The organism is Actinoplanes sp. NPDC051346, from assembly GCF_040682215.1.
Taxonomy (GTDB): Bacteria; Actinomycetota; Actinomycetes; order Mycobacteriales; family Micromonosporaceae; genus Actinoplanes.
The window spans coordinates 330,657-349,311 of sequence record NZ_JBFBAJ010000004.1; the positions used below are offsets into that span (position 1 = coordinate 330,657).

An 18,655-nucleotide genomic window follows, 5' to 3' on the forward strand; every position below is an offset into this window, starting at 1 on the left:
GGGCCGGCGGGTCCGCGCGGCCCCGCGGACCCCACCGGTCGGTGGCTCAGCCGTTCTGCTTGTCGCGCCAGGCCAGCAGGTCGCGCAGCGGGGCGAGGTCCGGCTTCGGTCCGCCGATCCCGACGGTGAACAGGGAGACGCCCTGCTCCCGCAGGTCCGCCAGGGCCTCGGGGGCGGGGTCGACCCGTACCCCGCTGGAGATCTCGATCTCGGCGATATCGCGTCCCACGTCGGCGCAGTGCTGCCGCAGGACGCCCAGCTTGTGGCGCAGGGTCCGGGCGTCGCCGAAGCTGTGCCAGATGTCGGCGTGCCGGGCGACCAGCCTCAGCGTCTTCTTCTCGCCACCGCCGCCGATCAGCACGGGGATGTGGCGGGTCGGCGGCGGGTTCAGCTTGCCGAGGCGCGTCTCGATGCGGGGCAGGGCCTCGGCGAGGGCGTCCAGGCGGCCGCCGGCGGTGCCGAACTCGTACCCGTACTCCTGGTAGTCCTTTTCGAACCAGCCGGAGCCGATGCCGAGGATGAGCCGTCCGTCGCTGATGTGGTCGACGGTGCGGGCCATGTCCGCGAGCAGGTCCGGGTTGCGGTAGCTGTTGCACGTCACGAGCGCGCCGATCTCGACGCGCGACGTCGCCTCGGCCCAGGCGCCGAGCATGGTCCAGCACTCGAAGTGCGGGCCCTCCGGCTCGCCGGTGAGCGGATAGAAGTGGTCCCAGTTGAAGAGGACGTCGACGCCGAGCTCCTCCGCCTCGGCGGCCGTACGCCGGATCGTCGGGTAGTCCGCGTGCTGCGGCTGCAGTTGCAGCCCGATTCTCACAGGCCTGTGGGTCATGAACCGGAGCATATTCCGGTTAGCGCCGCCCTCCGGCAGTTCCGGCCCGCGGGTCACCGAATGTGATTTACGGCTCCCCCCTTCTCCCAAGGTCATCACAGGTACGCACCGCACACTTGTCACCATGCGTAGACGGACACTGCTGCTCGGGCTCGCCGGCGTCGCCGGAGCCGGAGGCCTGGCCGCCTGCACGGCGGAGACCGGCGGGGGGACGGCCGGGGCGCCCAGCGCCTCCGCCTCGACTTCGGCGGCACCCATCCTCGCCTCGACGAAGGCGTCCTCGCTGGCGCCGCGGCCCATCACCGCGCCGTACGTCCCGCCGCCGGGGGCCGCGCCCGCCCACGCCTACCCGGTGGGCCGGCGCCTGCTGCCCCTGAGCCGGGGCGACCGGGTCCTGCCGACGACGGTCTTCTACCCGGCCGCGGGCGTGGCGCCGCGGAGCCCGGCCCCGGCCGACGAGGCGCCCGCCGCGACCGGGCGGTTCCCCATGGTGCTGTTCAGCCACGGGCTCACGTCCCAGCCGGCCGACTACGCGGCGATGCTGGCCCGCTGGGCTCAGGCGGGTCTGGTCGTCGTCGCGCCGACCTACCCGAACACGTCGTACGGCGCCAAGAAGCTCGACCCGCCGGACATCGTCAACCAGCCCGACGACGCCTCCCACGTGATCGACGCGGTGCTGGCCGTGGGCGACCCGCTGGCCGCCATGATCGACCCGAACCGGCTCGCGGCGGCCGGGCATTCCGCGGGCGGCATCACCACCGTGGGCCTGTTCAGCGCCCGGCGTGACGAGCGTCTCAAGGCCGGCGTCGTGTTCGCCGGCACCGACTTCCAGGCCGTCCCGTTCACCGGGCCGTCCGCCGCGATGCTCTTCGTGCACGGCCGCAAGGACACCACCGTCAACTATTCCGCCGGGCACACCGTCTTCGAGGCCGTGCCCTGGTCGCGGGCGATGCTCTCGGTCACCGAGGGCGGGCACGTCACCGAAGCCGCCGACTTCGAGGCCTCGACCTCGACCACGACGGAGTTCCTGCGCTGGTCGCTGTACGGTGACGCGGCCGCGAAGGCCAGAATCCCCGAGGCCGCCGCGACCGGCGGCGTGGCGACCTTCGAGAATCAGCTCTGACCGCACGGGGCAGATCTGGGGAGCCGCTTTGCCGCACGACCTGTACGACACCATCCATCGCCGCCGGGACGTCCGGGGCGAGTTCACCGGTGCGCCGATCCCGGACGAGGTCCTCGAGCGGATCCTGACCGCGGCGCACGCCGCCCCGAGCGTCGGGTTGTCGCAGCCGTGGGACTTCGTTCTCGTCCGCGACGCCGACGTGCGTCGCCGGTTCCACGACCACGTCGAGACGGAGCGCCGAACCTTCGCCGAAACCCTGGAGGGAGAGGCGGCGGAGCGCTTCGCGCGCATCAAGATCGATGGTGTGATGGAGTCCACTCTCTCGGTGGTGGTGACCTACGACGCACAGCGCGGCGGCCCGGCCGTGCTGGGTCGACACGCGATCGCCGACGCCGGTCTCTACTCCGTCTGCCTCGCCATCCAGAACCTCTGGCTGGCCGCGACGGCCGAGGAACTGGGTGTGGGCTGGGTCTCCTTCTACTCCGAGGACTACCTGCGGGGCCTGCTGGGCATACCGGGGGAGGTCCGCCCGGTGGCGTGGCTGTGCCTGGGTCCGGTTAGCCACCTGGAGCGCGTACCGGACCTGGAGCGGCACGGGTGGCGTCGACGACGTCCCCTCGATACCGTCCTCCATGCTGACAAATGGGGCAACCCTCGAGAGGTGGTGCTGGATCTCCGTGGCTAACGTGGGCCGGGTGAGTTTCTGGACCCGAAAACGCGATCGCTCTGTCTTTGCCAACGCCGGATCTCTGATGATCTGCGGCCTGCTCGCCGGTGTCGTCGTCGCGGCCGCCTCCTTTCCGGCCGTCGCGATGTCGGGACTGGCGGCGAAGGCGGGCGCGAAGGGCTTCGCGGAGCTGCCCAGCGAGCTGGCGCAGCAGTCGGCTCCGCAGGTCACGCGAATCTTCGCCTCCGACGGCAAGACCCAGATCGCGGTGATGTACGACGAGTTCCGCAGCGACGTGCCGCTGAAGGACATCTCGAAGAACATGCAGAACGCGATCATCGCGGCCGAGGATCACCAGTACTTCCAGCACAACGGCGTCGACCTCAAGGGCGTGGCGCGCGCGTTCGTCAACAACCGTAAGGGCGGTGCCCAGCAGGGCGCCTCCACGCTGACGATGCAGTACGTGCGGATGAGCCTGGCGTATTCGGCGAAGACACCGCAGCAGGCGATCGACGCCACCAAGGACAGCGCCGAGCGCAAGATCTCCGAGATGAAGTACGCCCTACAGGTCGACAAGGAGCTGGGCAAGGAGAAGATCCTCGAGCGCTACCTCAACATGGCGCCGTTCGGCAACGGCGCTTACGGCATCTACGCCGGTAGCCAGGTCTACTTCAAGAAGAAGCCGAAGGACCTCACCGTGGCCGAGGCCGCGCTGCTGGCGGGCATGGTGAAGGCGCCGACCTCGTTCGACCCGACGACGTCGGAGGGCTACCCGCAGGCGGTCGCCCGGCGCGACTACATCATCAACAACATGCAGAGCCTGAAGATGGTCACCCCGGCGGAGGCCACCAAGGCCAAGGCGGTGAAGCTGGGCCGGACGACCAACCGGCCGGGCAACGGCTGCGTGTCGGTGGCGAAGAACAACTGGGGCTTCTTCTGCGACTACTTCTACCGTTGGTGGCTGAGCCAGGAGGCGTTCGGCGCCAGCACGTACGACCGTGAGCGCCAGCTCAAGAGCGGTGGCTACCGGGTGGTGACCTCGCTCGACATCAAGGCGCAGTCGGCGGCGCGCGAGCGGATCACCGACCGGATCAGCGACAAGAACCGCAATGCTCTGCTGCTGGCCGGCGTGGAGCCGGGCACCGGCCGGGTCCGCACCCTGGCGGCCAACCGTAAGTTCAAGCTCGACAACCCGGCGGACCCCGAGAACAAGATCAGCTCCAACCCGGATCTGGCGGCCCGGGGCATCCGCGGCACCTATCCGAACACCACGAACCCGATCATCACCGGTGGCGGCGACATCGTCGGCTACCAGTCCGGGTCGACGTTCAAGATGCTGACCATGGTCGCGGCGCTGGAGAACGGCTTCGGACTGGATCACTCGATCACCCAGGGGAACCGCTACAAATCGGGCTACATCATCGATCCGAGCTCGGATGCGGCCTGCAAGGGCACCCACTTCTACTGCCCGGAGAACGCGTCCAAGAGTTTGAAGGGCACCTTCAACATGTGGAGCGGCTTCGCCCGGTCGGTGAACACCTACTTCGTGCCGCTGCAGGAGCAGGTCGGCGCGGAGAAGGTCGTCGACGTGGCCAAGCGCTTCGGCATCCAGTTCCGCGCGAAGGACGACGCCGACAGGGCCAACAACCCGGAGGCGGCCCACCAGTGGGGTGCCTTCACCCTGGGCGTCTCGGCGTCGACCCCGCTGGACGTCGCGAACGCCTACGCGACGCTGGCCGGTGACGGCATGTACTGCAAGCCGACGCCGATCCAGCGGATCACCTCGGCCGACGGCACCAGGATCGACGCGGGTCAACCGAACTGCAAGCGGGTGACGAGCAAGGAGGTGGCCCGCAAGGCGCTCGACGCGGCGCGCTGCCCGGTCGGCGACCGGGCCCAGCTGGGCAACTGCGGCGGCTCGACCGAGCCCGCCGCCCACGCCACCGTGGGTCACCCGGTCTTCGGCAAGACGGGTACGACCGACAGCTTCCGCACCGCGTCGCTGGTGGTCGGCACGACGTCGCTGGTCATCGCCGGGTACCTGGTGAACCCGGACTGGGCGGGGCACAACGACTTCATGGACCACAACATCGTCAACCCGGCGGTCTACCGCGCCCTCGCGGACTTCATGGAGGACAAACCCGAGGAGCAGTTCAAGACGCCGGACCAGTAGGGGAATGTACAGGCCCTCCCCGTTCCCATAGATTGACTTCGATCTAATCTCTGGGAACGGGGAGGGCTCATGGTCGTTCGAGGCAGGATCGCAGCCACGCTCGCCGCGGCGCTCGTCGGCGCCGGGCTCGCGGTCCCGGCGCCGGCCCAGGCGCGTGCGGCGGTCGGCCGGGCGCGGGTCGCGGCGGTCAGTCGGGCCCAGCTCGCGCTGCGCTGGGCGCCCATCCACTACCAGGACGTCGATACGACCGGGAGTCACGCCCTGGGCGGCAAGTCGGACTACCTCACGAGGGCGGACTTCGACGGCGATCTGATCGGGCGCAACAACTGGGACAACGCCGGCCGGCCCGGGGTGTCGTTCGCCGCGCACGCGTACTACTCGGTCGTGGAGACCTCGAGCCACTGGTACATCACGTACCTCTTCTTCCATCCGCGCGACTGGATCGACCACCCGTTCTTCGAGTCGGAGCACGAGAACGACGGTGAGGGCCTGACCCTCGCGATCGAACGGAACGGCACCGAGTACGGGGTGGTGCGCGCGGCGGTCACCGTGGCGCACGCGAACTTCTACTCGTACACCCCGTCGGGCAGCACCTGGACCGGCGGCGGCGAGACGATCGACGGCACCCTCCGGATGCAGTCGTCGCCGCACGACTCGTTCCCGCACCCGGTGACGGCGCAGGAGCGGGGCGGGCACGGGCTCAAGGCGTACCCGCAGTATTCGATCAATGGCGACGGCGTCGTGTACTACCCGTCGACCACGGCGGAGACGCCGAGCAACGCCAACGACCGCGACGTGCGATACGCCCTCGTCGACCTCTTCGCCCCCGGCGGCCTCTGGGCCGAGCGCGACAACGCCGCCCTCTTCGCCCACCTCGGCACGTTCGCCGGTGACACCTCCGGCGGTTGTGGCGTGGGGACCTATTCCTGCGGCACCAACTCGGCCAACGCCCCGTGGGGCTGGGACGACGGCAACGACCTGCCGGCCCGGGGCGAGATCGCCACCGATCCGGCCACGCTCGCGGCGGCGTACTTCACGGTGCCGGGCGCGCTGGCCCGGACGTACACGGACAACCGCTATGCCGAAGCCGCCGCGGATCTCGAACGGGCGGCGAAGACCGCGCCACGCGTCGTCGACTGACCCGCGAGCCGTTAACATCGGTCAACATCGATAGCCTCGGTCTCTGCCCGGAGGTGCCCTTGTCCCCGCGCCGCTTTCTAGCCGGCCTCGCCGTGACTCTGCTCCTGCTCATGCCCGTCCCGAACGCGGCCCAGGCCGCCCCCTCCGGTTACCGCGTCGGCGTCGGCATCGGCGACATCACCGGGGAGGCCGCCGAGGTCGGCATGCTCGGCTACGCCGACCCGACCCAGACGACCGCCGGCCTCGCCTCGCGTCAGTGGGCCCGCGCCTTCGTGGTGGCGGACGGCGGCGGCCACCACGTCGCCTTCGTCAGCGCCGAGATCGATTTCGTCACCCAGGCCGTCCAGATGGAGGTCCTGAAGCGCCTGCGCGCCAGGTACGGCGCCACCTACTCCGACCAGAACGTGGTGCTTACCGCGACACACACCCACGCCACCCCCGGCGGCTACTCCGAGTACCTGATGTGGAACCTGACCACCCTCGGCTTCGAGGCGCCGGTCTTCGAGGCCATCGTCTCCGGGATCGTGCGGGCGGTCGACGCCGCGCACGCCGGTCTCGCGCCCGGCGCTGTCAAGATCGCCGAGGGTACGCTCACCGGCGCGAACGTCAACCGTTCCCTCGCGCCCTTCAACGCCAACCCGGCCGCCGACCGGGCGAAGTTCCCCGGCGCCGTGGACACCCGGATGACGGTGCTCCGCTTCGAGCGGGCCGCCCGCCCGGTGGGCATGCTGAGCTTCTTCGCCACCCACGGCACGTCGATGACCAAGAACAACCACCTGATCAGCGGCGACAACAAGGGCTACGCCGCGCACGTCGTCGAGGACGCCGCGGGGGTCGACTGGGGACACCGGGGCTCATTCGTCGCCGCGTTCGCGCAGACGGGCGCGGGCGACATGTCGCCGAACCTGCGCAACGGCGGCGCCCAGGGCCCGACCGACGACGAGTTCGAGAACACCCGGATCATCGGCAAGCTCCAGGCGGACCGGGCGCGGCAGCTGTTCGACGGCGCGACCGAGGAGCTCACCGGCCCGATCGACGCCCGCGGCCGCTACGTCGACTTCTCGAACGTGCAGGTCGCCGGGGAGTACACACCCGACGGCCGGGCCCACCGGACGTGTCCCGGCGCGCTCGGTCAGAACTTCACCGCCGGCGCCGAGGACGGCCCCGGCCCGCCGATCGTGGAGGAGGGTGATCTGAGCACCAACCCGCTGCTGCTGGTCGCGGGCATCGTGCTCAATCCCACCCCGGCCGAGGTGCGGGTCTGCCAGGCGCCCAAGGACGTGTTCCTCGGCAGCGGCAGTCAGAACCCGCCGTGGACGCCGCAGATCATGCCCCTGCAGATCCTGCGGCTGGGGCAGCTCGCCATCGCCACCGGGCCGGGCGAGTTCACCATCGTGGCCGGCGAGCGGGTCCGCGAGGCCGTCGCCGCCCAGCTCGGCGGCGTCACGACCCACCAGATCCTCGCCGGGTACGCGAACGCCTACGCCGGCTACGTGGCCACCCCGGAGGAGTACGACCTGCAACACTACGAGGGTGCCGCGACGCACTTCGGCCGCTACACCGCCCCGGCGTACGCCCAGGAACTGGCGAAGCTCGCCGGTGCCCTGCGCGACGGGCAGCCGACGCCCAGCGCGGTCCAGCCGCCCGCGCTGCCGCAGAACAGGTTCAGCATCCGGCCCGGGGTGCTGCTCGACACGCCGCCGCTGGGCAAGTCCTTCGGCAGCGTCGTGACCCAGCCGTCCGCCTCGTACGCCCGCGGCGCGACGGTCCGGGTCGACTTCGTCACCGGCCACCCCAACAACAACCTCCGTCTGGAGGGGACCTTCCTCGAGGTGCAGCGGCAGAGCGGGTCCGCGTGGACCACGGTGTCCACCGACGCCGAGTGGCAGACGATCTACCGGTGGAAACGCGAGTACCTGGGCGTCTCGACGGCCCAGATCAGCTGGACCGTGCCCGCGGACGCGGTGCCGGGCACCTACCGGATCGTGCACCACGGTGACGCCAAGGGGATCACAGGAACGATCAAGTCCTTCACCGGTGTCAGCCGTACGTTTGTGATCACCCCATAGTGGTGCGAAATACCCGGTAGGCCGACAATGTGACCCAATCGCCGGACCGGCGCTCGCGTCCTGGTGGACGCGAGCGCCGTTGACTGCTGGTGTGCTGAATAACCGAAGCCTGACATCCGCCAGGCGCAAGCTGGTCACCCTCGGCGTGGCTACCGTCCTGGTCGCCGCCGGCGGCGCGGCCCTGGCCGAGGTGGTCTCCGGTACGCCCGCCGCGACCCCGTCCTTCAACGGGCCGGTCTACGCCGTCGCCCACCGCGGCGACGTCGTCTACGTCGGCGGCTCGTTCACCGGCGCGATCGTCGGCGGCAAGACGATCGCCCGGGCGCGGCTCGCCGCCTTCGACTCCCGTACCGGATCACTGCTCGGCTGGAACCCCGGCGCCGACGCCACCGTGCGTGCCCTGGCCGTCGACGGCACCACCGTCTACGCCGCCGGCGACTTCGACAAGGTCGCCGGCATGTCCCGCGACGCGGTCGCCGGCATCGACGCCACCACCGGCACCCTCGGCACGCTCAAGCACACCGTGCTGGGCCAGCCGAACGCGCTCGCCGTCGCGAACGGCCGGCTCTACGTCGGCGGCCGGATCACCTCCGTCGACGGCGCCACCCGCGCCAACCTCGCGGCGTTCCGCACGGACACCGGCGCCCTCGACACCTGGGCACCCACCACCGACGACACGGTCAACGCGCTCGCGACCGCGGGCACCCGGGTCTACCTGGGCGGCAGCTTCCACCGCACCAACAACGTGAGCTCCACCCTGCGGCTCACGGCGGTCGACGGCGTCACCGGCACGCTGGACAAGAGCTTCCTGCCCAAGCCGGTGTCGCAGGTCTTCGCCCTCACCACGAACGCCAGCGGTGTCTACGCGGCCCTCGGCGGCCAGGGCGGCCGGGCCATCGCCTACACCTTCGGCGGCGCGGCCCGCTGGACCCGCGTCTTCGACGGCGACGCCCAGGCGATCGCCACCCTCGGCGGCACCACCTACGTCGGCGGCCACTTCGACAAGGCGTGCACGACCACCAACAACGGCACCCAGGGCGTCTGCACCGACGGCTCGGTGCCCCGCGTCAAGCTGGCCGCGATCGACGACGCGGGCAACCTGACCGAGTGGGGACCGCAGGCCAACGGCGTCGTCGGCGTCCGCACGCTCGCCACCAACACCGCCACCGGCCTGCTCAGCGCCGGCGGCGACTTCACCACCGTCGGCGGGGTCGCGCAGAAGCGGTACGCGTCCTTCGGCGGCCCCACCGCCCGCGAGCCCGTCCCGCCCGCGCCGCCGTCGCCGTACGTGGCGTCGTACAACTTCGACTCCACCGTGACGGACGGCACCTACGACGACGGTTCCGGCAACGGCCACCTGCTCAGGACGGCGGCGGTCAACGGCGGCGCGCTCAAGACCGTGCCACACGGCAGCGGCCAGGCCATCACCTTCCCGCCCAAGTGCGCGGGCACCACCTGCCCGCGGGTGGTGCTCCAGGCCTCGGACGTCCCGGACCTCAACCCGGGCACCAAGAACCTGCGGTACGGCGCGTACGTGCTGCTCTCGCCGGCGGAGACCTCGTCGGGCGAGAACATCATGCAGAAGGGCTACTCGACCACGGGCGGGCAGTACAAGCTCCAGATCGACGGCGTATCCGGCAAGCCGAGCTGCGTGATGAGCGACAAGGAGGCGACGGGCATCCACGTCGCCAAGAGCGGCAAGTCGATGGCCGACGGCGGCTGGCACACCATCGAGTGCCGGCGCGCCGGCACCACGCTGACCATCCTGGTGGACGACCAGGTGGAGGGCAGCGCGACGCTGCCGGCGGGCCTGTCGGTGGTCACGACCCAGCCGCTCAGCCTGGGCGGCAAGGGTACGGGCGTGAACAACGACCAGTTCCACGGCAGTCTCGACGACGCCTGGGTCAGCGTCGGCTGAGCCGGTCTACCGCGGCGACGGCCGGGACCAGGGTGTCCCGGCCGTCGCATTGAGGGCGGCGTTCCGCGGTCAGGTCGTCGCGGGGATACCGGACGACCAGAGCGGGCGCGGCTACTCCGGCGTAGGCGTCGTCACTCGGCCCTGGGCGGCGTGACGGCCGGACGCCGGGGGAGGCGGGTGGCCACGACGGCTCCCACCGCGATGATGGCGGCGCCCACGAGCACCGCCGGGACGGCGCCGTCCACGTACGACTGCGGGGAGGTGTAGCCGCCGTACTCGCTGAAGACCGATGCCAGGACCGCGACGCCGACGGCGACCCCCAGCTCGCGGATGGTGTTGTTGGCGCCCGAGGCGACACCGCGATCCTGCTCCGGGACGCTCGACAGGGCCATCGTGCTGATCGGCGCGAAGGTCAGGCCCATGCCGACGCCGGCCAGGGCGAAGGCGATCACCAGGTCGCTGTAGGACACGGTGGCCGTGCTTGCCAGGGCGATCCAGAGGATGCCCGCGGCGAGCAGCGTCTGGCCGGCGACGATGAGGTTCCGCAGGCCGAGGCGGTCGGCGAAGATGCCCGCCAGGGGAGCGACGACCATCGGGGCCATCGTCCAGGGCAGCGTGCGTACCCCCGACGCCAGCGGGCTGAGCCCCTGCACGACCTGGAAGAACTGGGACAGCAGGAAAACGGAGCCGAACGCGCCGGCCGAAAAGGTCAGGGTGACAGCGGTGACCAGGCCGAACCCGCGGAGGCGGAAGAGCCGCAGCGGCAGCATCGGTGTCGGGTTGCGCCGTTGCCAGGCGATGAAGAGGGCGATCAGGGCACCGCCGCCGAGGAGCATGCCGAGCACCCGGCCCGACGACCAGCCGCGATCCGGGCCGTCCACGACGCCCCAGACGAGCAGGAGCATTCCGGAGGCGGACAGCAGCAGGCCGAGCGGGTCCAGCTTGGGCGCGCCACCTCGCGACTCGCGCAGGACGGTGGCCGCCAGGACCACGGCGAGGACGCCGACGGGCACGTTGAGCCAGAAGATCCACGACCAGTGCAGTCCCTCGACGACGGCACCCCCGACGACCGGCCCGACGGCGACCCCGAGCCCGCTGATCCCGCCCCAGATGCCGACCGCGGCATTGCGCATTTTTTCGGGTACGGCCTGGGCCAGCAGCGTCAGCGACAGGGGAGCGACGGCCGCGCCCGCCAGCCCCTGCACCGCCCGCGCCGCGGTGAGCATCCACGGCTCGCTGGCCAGCGCGGCGGCGGCGGAGGCGAGCGTGAAGACGACGATTCCGGCGATGAACATCCGCCGGCGTCCGAGCCGGTCGCCCAGGGCGGCGGCGGTGAGCAGGAAGGCGGCGAAGGGCAGCGTGTAGGCGTTGACGAACCACTGGAGGTCCGCGAGCGAGGCGTCGAGCTCGGTCCGGATCACCGGCAGCGCCGTGGTGACCACGAGGTTGTCGAGCGTGACCATGAAGATCGGAATCCCGACGGCGGCCAGCACCGCGGCCAGCGGGCGGGTGGCGGGCGGTGCCTCCCGGGTGAGGACGGCGGTCATGGCGCTCCTAGTTGTTATTCACTGATAACTAAGGTCGGTGCCACCTTAGTTATCAACTGATGCCTTGGCAAGGTAGCGTCGTGGTCGTGACCCGTACCCGTCTCACCGCCGAGGAACGGCAGGAGCAGTTGCTCCACGCCGCGCTCACCGCCTTCTCCACCGGCGGCTACTCAGGAACCACCACCGACCAGGTCGCGCGGCTGGCCGGGGTCTCCCAGCCGTACGTGATCCGGATCTTCGGCACCAAGCAGCAGCTGTTCCTCGCCACCGTGCGCCGCGCCGGGGACCGCATCGAGCAGCGGTTCCGCGAGGCCGCCGCCGAGGAACCCACCCTCGCCAGCCTCGGTTGCGCCTACGACGAGCTGCTCGCCGAGCGCGAGCTGATCACCGTGCTCCTGCACGGTTTCACCGCCAGCGCCGACCCCGCGATCGGCCCGATCGTGCGCGACTGCTTCGGCCGCATCTACCGCACGATCCGGGAACTGACCGGCGCCGGCGAGGACGAGGCCCGCGAGTTCCTCGCCATGGGCATGCTGCTCACCTGCCTGGGAGCGATGCGCGTGGTGGGCCCGGACGCGGTGCCCCGGGAACCGTGGATGACCGAACTGCTCGGCCCCGACCAGGTTTAAGGCATGTTGTGCCGGGTGTACGCCGGCGCGCGCAGCCCCAGCATCGCCTCGGTCATCCGCACCGCCTCCACCGCCGGCCGCACATCATGGACGCGGACGACGCGGGCGCCGCGCAGCACGCAGAACACGACCGTCGCCAGCGTGCCGGAGAGGCGTTCGCGCTGCGGCAGATCGAGCGTTTCGCCGATGAAGTCCTTGTTGCTCACCGCCGCCAGCAGGGGATGACCGAGGTCCGCGATCTCGTGCAGGCGCCGGGTCACCTCCAGCGTGTGCAGGGTGTTCTTGTTCAGGTCGTGACCCGGATCGATGATGATCTGCTCCGGGCGTACGCCCCGGTCGAGCGCGAGCCCCACCCGCCGCCGCAGAAAGTCCGCCACCTCGGTGGTCACGTCACCGTAGGTAGGCCCCGGAAGCGGCGTCCGTGGCGCGGCCAGACTGTGCGTGATCACCAGGGCGGCGTCGGTGCCCGCGACCACGTCGGCCATCGCGGGATCGCGCAGGCCCGACGTGTCATTGATGACCCCGGCGCCCGCCCGAATCACCTCGCGGGCGACCTCCGGGCGGTAGGTGTCCACCGAGACCACCGCCAGCCCCTGCGCCGCCTCGACCACCGGCAGCACCCGGTCGAGCTCCTCGGCGACCGTCACCTCCGGCCCGGGCGCGAACGGCACCCCGCCGATGTCGATCCAGTCCGCGCCCGCCTCGGCGGCCGCCCGGACCGCCTCGGTGGCCCGGTCCAGGGCGAACGTGCGGCCCCGATCGTGGAACGAATCCGGCGTACGGTTCACGATCGCCATGACCACGACCCGGCGGGAGAAGTCGTACCGACGGCCGCCGATGACCCGTTCGGCGCTGATCAGCGGGGGTAGGTAGTCACTCACGCCGGGAGAGTAGCCCGGATCCACCAGCCGCACGGCGCGATCCGTGCGGCGACTCTACCGACGGGGGGCTGGTAGCCATGAAGTTCGTCATGCGGCATGGGTGAAGATCGAGACCCACCAAAGACACGCTCGAAGGATCCCTTGAGGAGTGGGTGGACGGCGCTGCTTCCACCGGACCGAGCGCCTGCCCTTCCGAATCGTTGTCCTTGCCGGAGTAGGTGACCGCGCGGCGAGCGACACGAGAGCGGCCGCCGTGGCGCGGCGTTCAGCGCGGCTGTGGCCGGACCAGGCCGGTCTCGTAGGCGATGATCACCAGTTGGGCGCGGTCCCGGGCGCCGAGCTTGCTGAGCAGGCGTCCGATGTGGGTCTTCACTGTGCCCACCGTGACGAACAACTGTTGGGCAATCTCGGTGTTGGACAGCCCCTGGGCGATCAGGCCCAGCACCTCGCGTTCGCGCTCCGTGATGACCTCGAGGCCGCTCGGCGCGGCGGAGGGCGGCGCGGCCTGCTCGGCGAACGTGGCGATCAGCCGGCGGGTGATGCGGGGTGCCAGCAGGGCGTCGCCGGAGGCGACCACGCGGATGCCGGTGAGCAGGTCGGCGGCCGAGGCGTCCTTGACGAGGAAGCCGCTGGCACCGGCCCGTAGGGCGGCGTAGACGTACTCGTCGAGGTCGAAGGTCGTGAGGATGAGCACCCGCACGTCGGCGGTGTCGGGTCCCGCGCAGATGTGCCGGGTCGCCTCGATGCCGTCCATACCGGGCATCCGGATGTCCATCAGCACCACGGCGGGCCGGTGCCGCCGCGCCAGCCGTACCGCTTCCGTGCCAGTTCCGGCCTCGGCAACCGTGGTCAAGCCCGGTGTCGCGTCGATGAGGGTCCGGAAGCTCTGCCGCATGAGCGGGTGGTCGTCGACGAGCAGCACGCCGACGTCCGACGGGGACGGGCTGCCCGGGTTGGGCGGCACGTCGGTCATCCGGATCCCCCCTCGGTGTACGGGATGTCGGCGATCACCGCGAACCCGCCCTCTGGGCGTGGCCCGGTGGTCAGGGTGCCGCCGAACATCGTCACGCGCTCGCGCATGCCGATGAGACCCTGTCCGGCGGGTCTGTCCTGTCCGGCGGGCGTGCCTTGTCCGGCGGGCGTGCCCTGTCCGGCGGGCGTGCCCTGCCCAGTAGGCATGCCCTGTCCAGTGGGCGTGCGGCGCGGGGACCTGAGCGTGCGGCCGGGCGACCTGGGCAAGCGGCCCGGGGACTTGGGGGCGCGGCCGGGTGACATGGGCGTGCGGCCGTCGTCCAGGATCTCGAGGTGCGCGCCGTCGTCGCGGGCCCGCACGGTCACCTGGCAGTGGCCGGCGTTGGCGTGCTTGATGACGTTCGTGAGTGCCTCCTGGACGATCCGGAAGACGGTGAGGTCGACCGCTGGCGGCAGGTGCTCGGCGCCGCACACGTCGAGGTCCACCCGCAGTCCGGCGGAGCGGAGCCGGTCGGCGAGGCCGGGTAGGTCGGCGGTCCCGGGCGCCGGTAGGAGGTCGGCCGGATCGGCGTCCGATCGCAGCACGTCGAGCAGCAGCCGGATCTCGGTGAGCGCGGTGCGGCTGGTCCGCTCGATGGTCAGCAGAGCCTCCCGTGTCTCGGCCGGTCGTTGCGCGGCGAGGTGATTGGCCACAGTGGCCTTGACGGCGATGAGGCTCATGCTGTGCCCGATGATGTCGTGCAACTCCCGGGCGATGCGCAGCCGCTCGGCGGCCACCGCGTCCCGCGTGTGCTGCTCGGCCAGGCCGGCCCGGACCGTGCGGCGCCACCGGATCATCCGGCCGGTGGCCCAGGCGGCGGTCACCGCCACGGTGACCACGCCGAGTTCGACCTGCCACCACAGGGGCGCCTCGCTGCGGGGTGCGTCGGCCGCGGCGATTCCGAACCGGTGGTAGAGCCAGGGGATGGTGGCTGCCGGCGCGGCGAGGCTGCCGGCCAGGGCCGCCGCCGCGACGACGGGTCTCGTCGCGGCGGCCGTGGTGTAGATCGCCAGGGCGACCGGCACGTACGTCGTCCAGATGGCTCCGGTGCCGACGGCGCCGAGCGCGGTCGCCGCCGCGGCGTTGACCACCACGCAACCGAGCACCGGCACCGGCCACCGGCGGCGCGCCGCCAGCGGGATCGCGACCGCGGCGCCCGCGAGCCAGGCCAGCCATGGGCCGGCGAGGACGGGGCCCGGCGGATCGAGCGTGGCGGTGGCCGCCAGACACATCAGGACGACGGCGGCCGCGGTGTCCACCACGGTGCCGCGTACCTCGAATCCGAACAGCCTGGAATGCACGCGCACACGCTATAGCGCCGGCCGCGAGGGCGCGTCTGACCCTGGTATGACTCGATGCCCTACCTTGGTCGGACGCGCGACCGCCCCCTCGCCTGACACCGTTTCCCCGTGATCGAAATCAAGGAACTGACCAAGCGTTACGGAGCGGCCGTGGCCGTCGACCGGCTGTCGTTCGAGGTCCGTCCAGGAACGGTGACCGGCTTTCTCGGCCCCAACGGGGCGGGCAAGTCCACCACCCTGCGGATCATCCTCGGCCTGCACCGGCCCACCTCCGGCGAGGCACTGATCGGCAACCGTCGGTACGAGCAGATCCGCCGCCCGCTGCGCGAGGTGGGTGCCGTGCTCGACGCGGATGCCGCCCACCCCGGGCGCACCGCCTTCGACCACCTGGCCTGCCTGGCCCGCGGCAACGGCATCGGCAGGGCCCGGGTGGCGGCGGTGCTGGAACAGGCCGGCCTGGCCAACGTGGCGCACAAGCGGGTGGGCGGGTTCTCTCTGGGCATGCGCCAGCGCCTCGGGATCGCCGGCGCCCTGCTCGGCGACCCGGCCGTGATCCTGCTCGACGAGCCGGTCAACGGGCTCGACGCGGCCGGCATCCGGTGGATCCGCTCGACCCTGCGGTCCCTGGCCGCCGAGGGCCGCACCGTGCTGCTCTCCAGCCACCTGATGAGCGAGATGGCGCTCACCGCCGACCGGGTGCTGGTCATCGGCCGGGGCCGGTTGCTCGAGGACACCTCTCTGACGCGGCTGCGAAGCCGGTTCGGCCGGGACGTGCTCGTGCGGTCTCCGCGGGCGGCCGCGCTCGCCCGGCTCCTGACCGAACTCGGCGCGTCTGTCGCCACCACGCGGGGCGGTGGGCTCGTCGCGGTGGGTGTGGACGCGCCGACCATCGCCGACGCCGCGGCGTCGGCGTCGATACCCCTCCACGAGCTGACGCCTCGCAGCGCCACGCTCGAGGACATCTACCTGGACATGACCAGCGAGGCGACCGAGTATCGCAGCGCCTCGGAAAGGGCGCCACGACCATGACCACCTCCTATCGCCTGCCGACCGCCAGCAACGCCGAGGCCGCGGCCGTACCGGACGCACGAGTGTTCCGCGACGCGGTGGCCGCCGAGGCGATGAGAATCCGAACCCTCCGATCGACGTACGCGTTCCTCGCCGGCGGCATGGCGGCGACCCTGCTCGGCATGCTCATCCTGTTCCTGTTGATCCGGTCCTTCGACGGGGCGACGGCGACCGACCGGGCGAACTACGAGACCGCCGATCCGACCGTGGTGGTCATGCCGTTCGTGATGTTCTTCGTCGGGTCGATCGGCGCCATGTCGATCACGACCGAGTTCACCACCGGCACCATCGGCCCCGGCCTGCTCGCGGTGCCGCGACGCCGGGTCCTGCTGGGCGCCAAGGCCACGGTGGTCGGCGCGACGGGAATCCTCACCGGGCTGTTCTTCGCCCTGCTGTCTTTCACCGGCGCGACCCTGTTGCTGGGCGATCGCCCAGCGCCGCTAAACCCCTGGCCGGACTGGACGGACGCGCTGCCGACGGTGATCAGCTCTACGCTCGTCGTGATGGTCGTCAGCATCGTGGCGCTCGGTCTTGGCACCGTGTTGCGCTCAACCGCGTCGACGCTGGTGACCCTGGGCGGTCTCATCCTGGTGGCACCGATCTTCGCGCACTTCCTGCCGACGACCTGGCAGCTGCGGTTCGGATCGATCCTGCTGCCGAACCTGGCACCCCAACTCGCCGGCGGCAACCATCCGTACCTGCTGCCACCAGCCGCCGCGGCCGCCGTGTTGGCCGCCTACCTGGCGGTCACCCTCGGCGCGGGGGCACTGACCTTGAGCCGCCGTGACGTCTTATAAGTGAGCGCGATCGGCGGTTGGGGCTGGCAACGGGGGCGGTTGGGGCTGGCAACGGCCCGGAGGAGGTTGGGGCTGGCTACGGCGCGGCGGTGGTTGGGGCTGGCAACGGCGCGGGGGCGGTTGGGGCTGGCTACGGCGCGGCGGTGGTTGGGGCTGGCAACGGCGCGGGGGCGGTTGGGGCTGGCTACGGCGCGGGGGCGGTTGGGGCTGGCTACGGCGCGGCGGTGGTTGGGGCTGGCAACGGCGCGGGGCGGTTGGGGCTGGCTACGGCGCGGGGGCGGTTGGGGCTGGCTACGGCGCGGCGGTGGTTGGGGCTGGCAACGGCGCGGGGCGGTTGGGGGCGGGGATGGTGCCGCAGCGCCCGCGCCGTGCGGCAACTTCCGCCGGCCGTGGGATTCGCAGGACCCGGCGCCGCTCCTCCGCGAGGATGGGTACGTGTGGGCGTGGGTGCAGCGCCGGCTGCTGGCGCCGGTGGACATCGGTTTCATCGCCGACGATCCGGCCGTCGGATACGGAGGTGCGACGCTGGCCGGTGAGCCGGCCGTGGTCGCGGCGCTCGCCCGCGCGCCGCGGGTGTTCCTCGCGCTCGCCTCCGACCCCACCGACGACGGGCAGGCCGTGGGCCGTGAGGAGCTGCCGGGCCTCCTCGACGTGGTGACGGCCGACGGACGGGCGTGGGAGCTTCTGATCGACTGCGCGATCAAGGGCATCGTCGACACCGGCGGCGCCTGCGGTGTTCCCGACGACCTTGTCGAGCTGGCCCTGGCACGCGGGCCCGATGTCATCTCCACCGCCCACCTCGAGCGGGAGGTCTACTGGCTGCGCCTGACCCGGCCCGAACCGCCGGAGCGCGTGCTCGCCCGCTTCATCGGCGCTGTCGTCGACGCCCACCGCGAGCTCGCCCGGCGGCTGGACATCACGCTTCCCGGCTGAGGCGGCACCCAGGCGTCGGCTGGCACCCGCCAAGCACTGAGGCGTCCGGCGCCGGGCGCCCGCCCCGTGGCGCCGCCCGCCCGGCCAATATCGAGGCGCCGGAAGGCCGCTCGGCACTTAGGCGCGGGCGGTACCGACTCGGCTGTCCCGGCCGCTGGGTGCCGGAAGGCCGCTCGGCACTCAGGCGCGGGCGGTACCGACTCGGCTGTCGCGACCGCTGGGCGCCAGGAAGCCGCTCGGCACCCAACGGGCCGGTGGCTCCGCTCGGTACCCAGCGGTCGGGCGGTGCCCGTTCGGTACCCGGCGCCCGGCAAGGGAAGGCCCGCCCAGTTTCCCGGCGCCGGGCGTCGAGAGGCCCGCCCGCTCCTCAGCGCCGGGTGGCGCCGCTCGGTACCCAGCGCCGGGCATCGGAAGGCCCGTCCGGTTTCCCCGGCACAGAGCGCTGGGCGTCGGAGAGGCCGTCGGGCACCGTGCGCTGGGCGTCGGAGAGGCCGTCGGGCACCGTGCGCTGGGCGTCGGAGAGGCCGTCGGGCACCGTGCGCTGGGCGTCGGAGAGGCCGTCGGGCAC

Annotated in this window: 16 protein-coding genes; 10 read left to right on the plus strand and 6 right to left on the minus strand. The window is 71.6% G+C overall.

All coding sequences use genetic code 11. The features are described 5' to 3' along the window. Positions 1–46: 46 nt before the first annotated feature. A complete protein-coding gene (locus AB0M36_RS12835) occupies positions 47–829 on the minus strand; it encodes an LLM class F420-dependent oxidoreductase (RefSeq protein WP_364155917.1) in 783 nt (260 codons plus the stop codon). 124 nt (positions 830–953) lie between these two features. On the opposite strand from AB0M36_RS12835, the gene AB0M36_RS12840 reads away from it, so the two are divergent. The 6 genes from AB0M36_RS12840 to AB0M36_RS12865 all read left to right on the plus strand — a co-directional run bounded on the left by AB0M36_RS12840 (position 954) and on the right by AB0M36_RS12865 (position 9,919). Continuing rightward, a complete protein-coding gene (locus tag AB0M36_RS12840) occupies positions 954–1,952 on the plus strand; it encodes a chlorophyllase (protein ID WP_364155919.1) in 999 nt (332 codons plus the stop codon). Between the two features lie 28 nt (positions 1,953–1,980). Continuing rightward, positions 1,981–2,637: a 5,6-dimethylbenzimidazole synthase gene (gene bluB, locus AB0M36_RS12845; RefSeq protein WP_364155921.1), complete on the plus strand. Its 657-nt coding sequence runs from the start codon at positions 1,981–1,983 to the stop codon at positions 2,635–2,637. A gap of 67 nt (positions 2,638–2,704) precedes the next feature. Next, positions 2,705–4,792: a transglycosylase domain-containing protein gene (locus tag AB0M36_RS12850; RefSeq protein ID WP_364155923.1), complete on the plus strand. Its 2,088-nt coding sequence runs from the start codon at positions 2,705–2,707 to the stop codon at positions 4,790–4,792. Between the two features lie 69 nt (positions 4,793–4,861). Beyond that, positions 4,862–5,932 carry a hypothetical protein gene (locus AB0M36_RS12855; RefSeq protein WP_364155924.1) on the plus strand — a complete coding sequence of 357 codons (1,071 nt, stop codon included), beginning with the start codon at positions 4,862–4,864 and terminating at the stop codon, positions 5,930–5,932. 92 nt (positions 5,933–6,024) lie between these two features. After that, positions 6,025–8,001, plus strand: coding sequence for a neutral/alkaline ceramidase (locus AB0M36_RS12860; protein WP_364155925.1), 1,977 nt, complete (start codon positions 6,025–6,027; stop codon positions 7,999–8,001). Between the two features lie 91 nt (positions 8,002–8,092). Beyond that, positions 8,093–9,919, plus strand: coding sequence for a LamG-like jellyroll fold domain-containing protein (locus AB0M36_RS12865; protein ID WP_364155927.1), 1,827 nt, complete (start codon positions 8,093–8,095; stop codon positions 9,917–9,919). A 131-nt stretch (positions 9,920–10,050) separates the two neighbouring features. On the opposite strand, the gene AB0M36_RS12870 is transcribed toward AB0M36_RS12865, so the two are convergent. Then, positions 10,051–11,466 (minus strand): MFS transporter, encoded by a 1,416-nt coding sequence (locus AB0M36_RS12870; protein ID WP_364155929.1) that lies wholly within the window; start codon positions 11,464–11,466, stop codon positions 10,051–10,053. 86 nt (positions 11,467–11,552) lie between these two features. Between AB0M36_RS12870 and AB0M36_RS12875 the strand changes: the two genes are divergently transcribed. After that, complete coding sequence (locus AB0M36_RS12875; RefSeq protein ID WP_364155931.1) at positions 11,553–12,095, plus strand: helix-turn-helix domain-containing protein; 543 nt, start codon at positions 11,553–11,555, stop codon at positions 12,093–12,095. Here AB0M36_RS12875 and folP read toward each other — a convergent pair. The 3 genes from folP to AB0M36_RS12890 form a co-directional block, all read right to left on the minus strand. Beyond that, the gene (gene folP / locus AB0M36_RS12880; protein WP_364155934.1) at positions 12,092–12,976 is read right to left on the minus strand and encodes a dihydropteroate synthase; all 885 of its coding nucleotides are present in this window, start codon (positions 12,974–12,976) and stop codon (positions 12,092–12,094) included. The genes AB0M36_RS12875 and folP overlap by 4 nt on opposite strands. Positions 12,977–13,241: 265 nt before the next feature. Beyond that, positions 13,242–13,949, minus strand: a complete 708-nt coding sequence (locus AB0M36_RS12885; protein ID WP_364155937.1) for a response regulator transcription factor — start codon at positions 13,947–13,949, stop codon at positions 13,242–13,244. Then, on the minus strand, positions 13,946–15,289 hold the full coding sequence (locus AB0M36_RS12890; RefSeq protein ID WP_364155940.1) for a sensor histidine kinase: 1,344 nt from the start codon (positions 15,287–15,289) through the stop codon (positions 13,946–13,948). Before AB0M36_RS12890 ends, AB0M36_RS12885 begins: the two co-directional genes overlap by 4 nt. 108 nt (positions 15,290–15,397) lie before the next feature. On the opposite strand from AB0M36_RS12890, the gene AB0M36_RS12895 reads away from it, so the two are divergent. From AB0M36_RS12895 to AB0M36_RS12905, 3 genes are all read left to right on the plus strand, one after another. After that, a complete protein-coding gene (locus AB0M36_RS12895; RefSeq protein ID WP_364155943.1) occupies positions 15,398–16,318 on the plus strand; it encodes an ATP-binding cassette domain-containing protein in 921 nt (306 codons plus the stop codon). Continuing rightward, positions 16,315–17,154 (plus strand): ABC transporter permease, encoded by an 840-nt coding sequence (locus AB0M36_RS12900; RefSeq protein ID WP_364155945.1) that lies wholly within the window; start codon positions 16,315–16,317, stop codon positions 17,152–17,154. Before AB0M36_RS12895 ends, AB0M36_RS12900 begins: the two co-directional genes overlap by 4 nt. Before the next feature lie 435 nt (positions 17,155–17,589). Beyond that, on the plus strand, positions 17,590–18,087 hold the full coding sequence (locus tag AB0M36_RS12905) for a hypothetical protein (RefSeq protein ID WP_364155947.1): 498 nt from the start codon (positions 17,590–17,592) through the stop codon (positions 18,085–18,087). A 367-nt stretch (positions 18,088–18,454) separates the two neighbouring features. On the opposite strand, the gene AB0M36_RS12910 is transcribed toward AB0M36_RS12905, so the two are convergent. Next, on the minus strand, positions 18,455–18,655 hold a 201-nt coding region (locus AB0M36_RS12910), incomplete at its 5' end, for a hypothetical protein (RefSeq protein WP_364155950.1).

Bases quoted from the DNA above. Each gene is read 5' to 3' on its own strand.
- AB0M36_RS12850 (WP_364155923.1), top strand. From the start codon at position 2,705: ATGATCTGCGGCCTGCTCGCCGGTGTCGTCGTCGCGGCCGCCTCCTTT.
- AB0M36_RS12840 (WP_364155919.1), top strand. From the start codon at position 954: ATGCGTAGACGGACACTGCTGCTCGGGCTCGCCGGCGTCGCCGGAGCC.
- AB0M36_RS12835 (WP_364155917.1), bottom strand. From the start codon at position 829: ATGACCCACAGGCCTGTGAGAATCGGGCTGCAACTGCAGCCGCAGCAC.
- AB0M36_RS12870 (WP_364155929.1), bottom strand. From the start codon at position 11,466: ATGACCGCCGTCCTCACCCGGGAGGCACCGCCCGCCACCCGCCCGCTG.
- AB0M36_RS12855 (WP_364155924.1), top strand. From the start codon at position 4,862: ATGGTCGTTCGAGGCAGGATCGCAGCCACGCTCGCCGCGGCGCTCGTC.
- AB0M36_RS12885 (WP_364155937.1), bottom strand. From the start codon at position 13,949: ATGACCGACGTGCCGCCCAACCCGGGCAGCCCGTCCCCGTCGGACGTC.
- AB0M36_RS12900 (WP_364155945.1), top strand. From the start codon at position 16,315: ATGACCACCTCCTATCGCCTGCCGACCGCCAGCAACGCCGAGGCCGCG.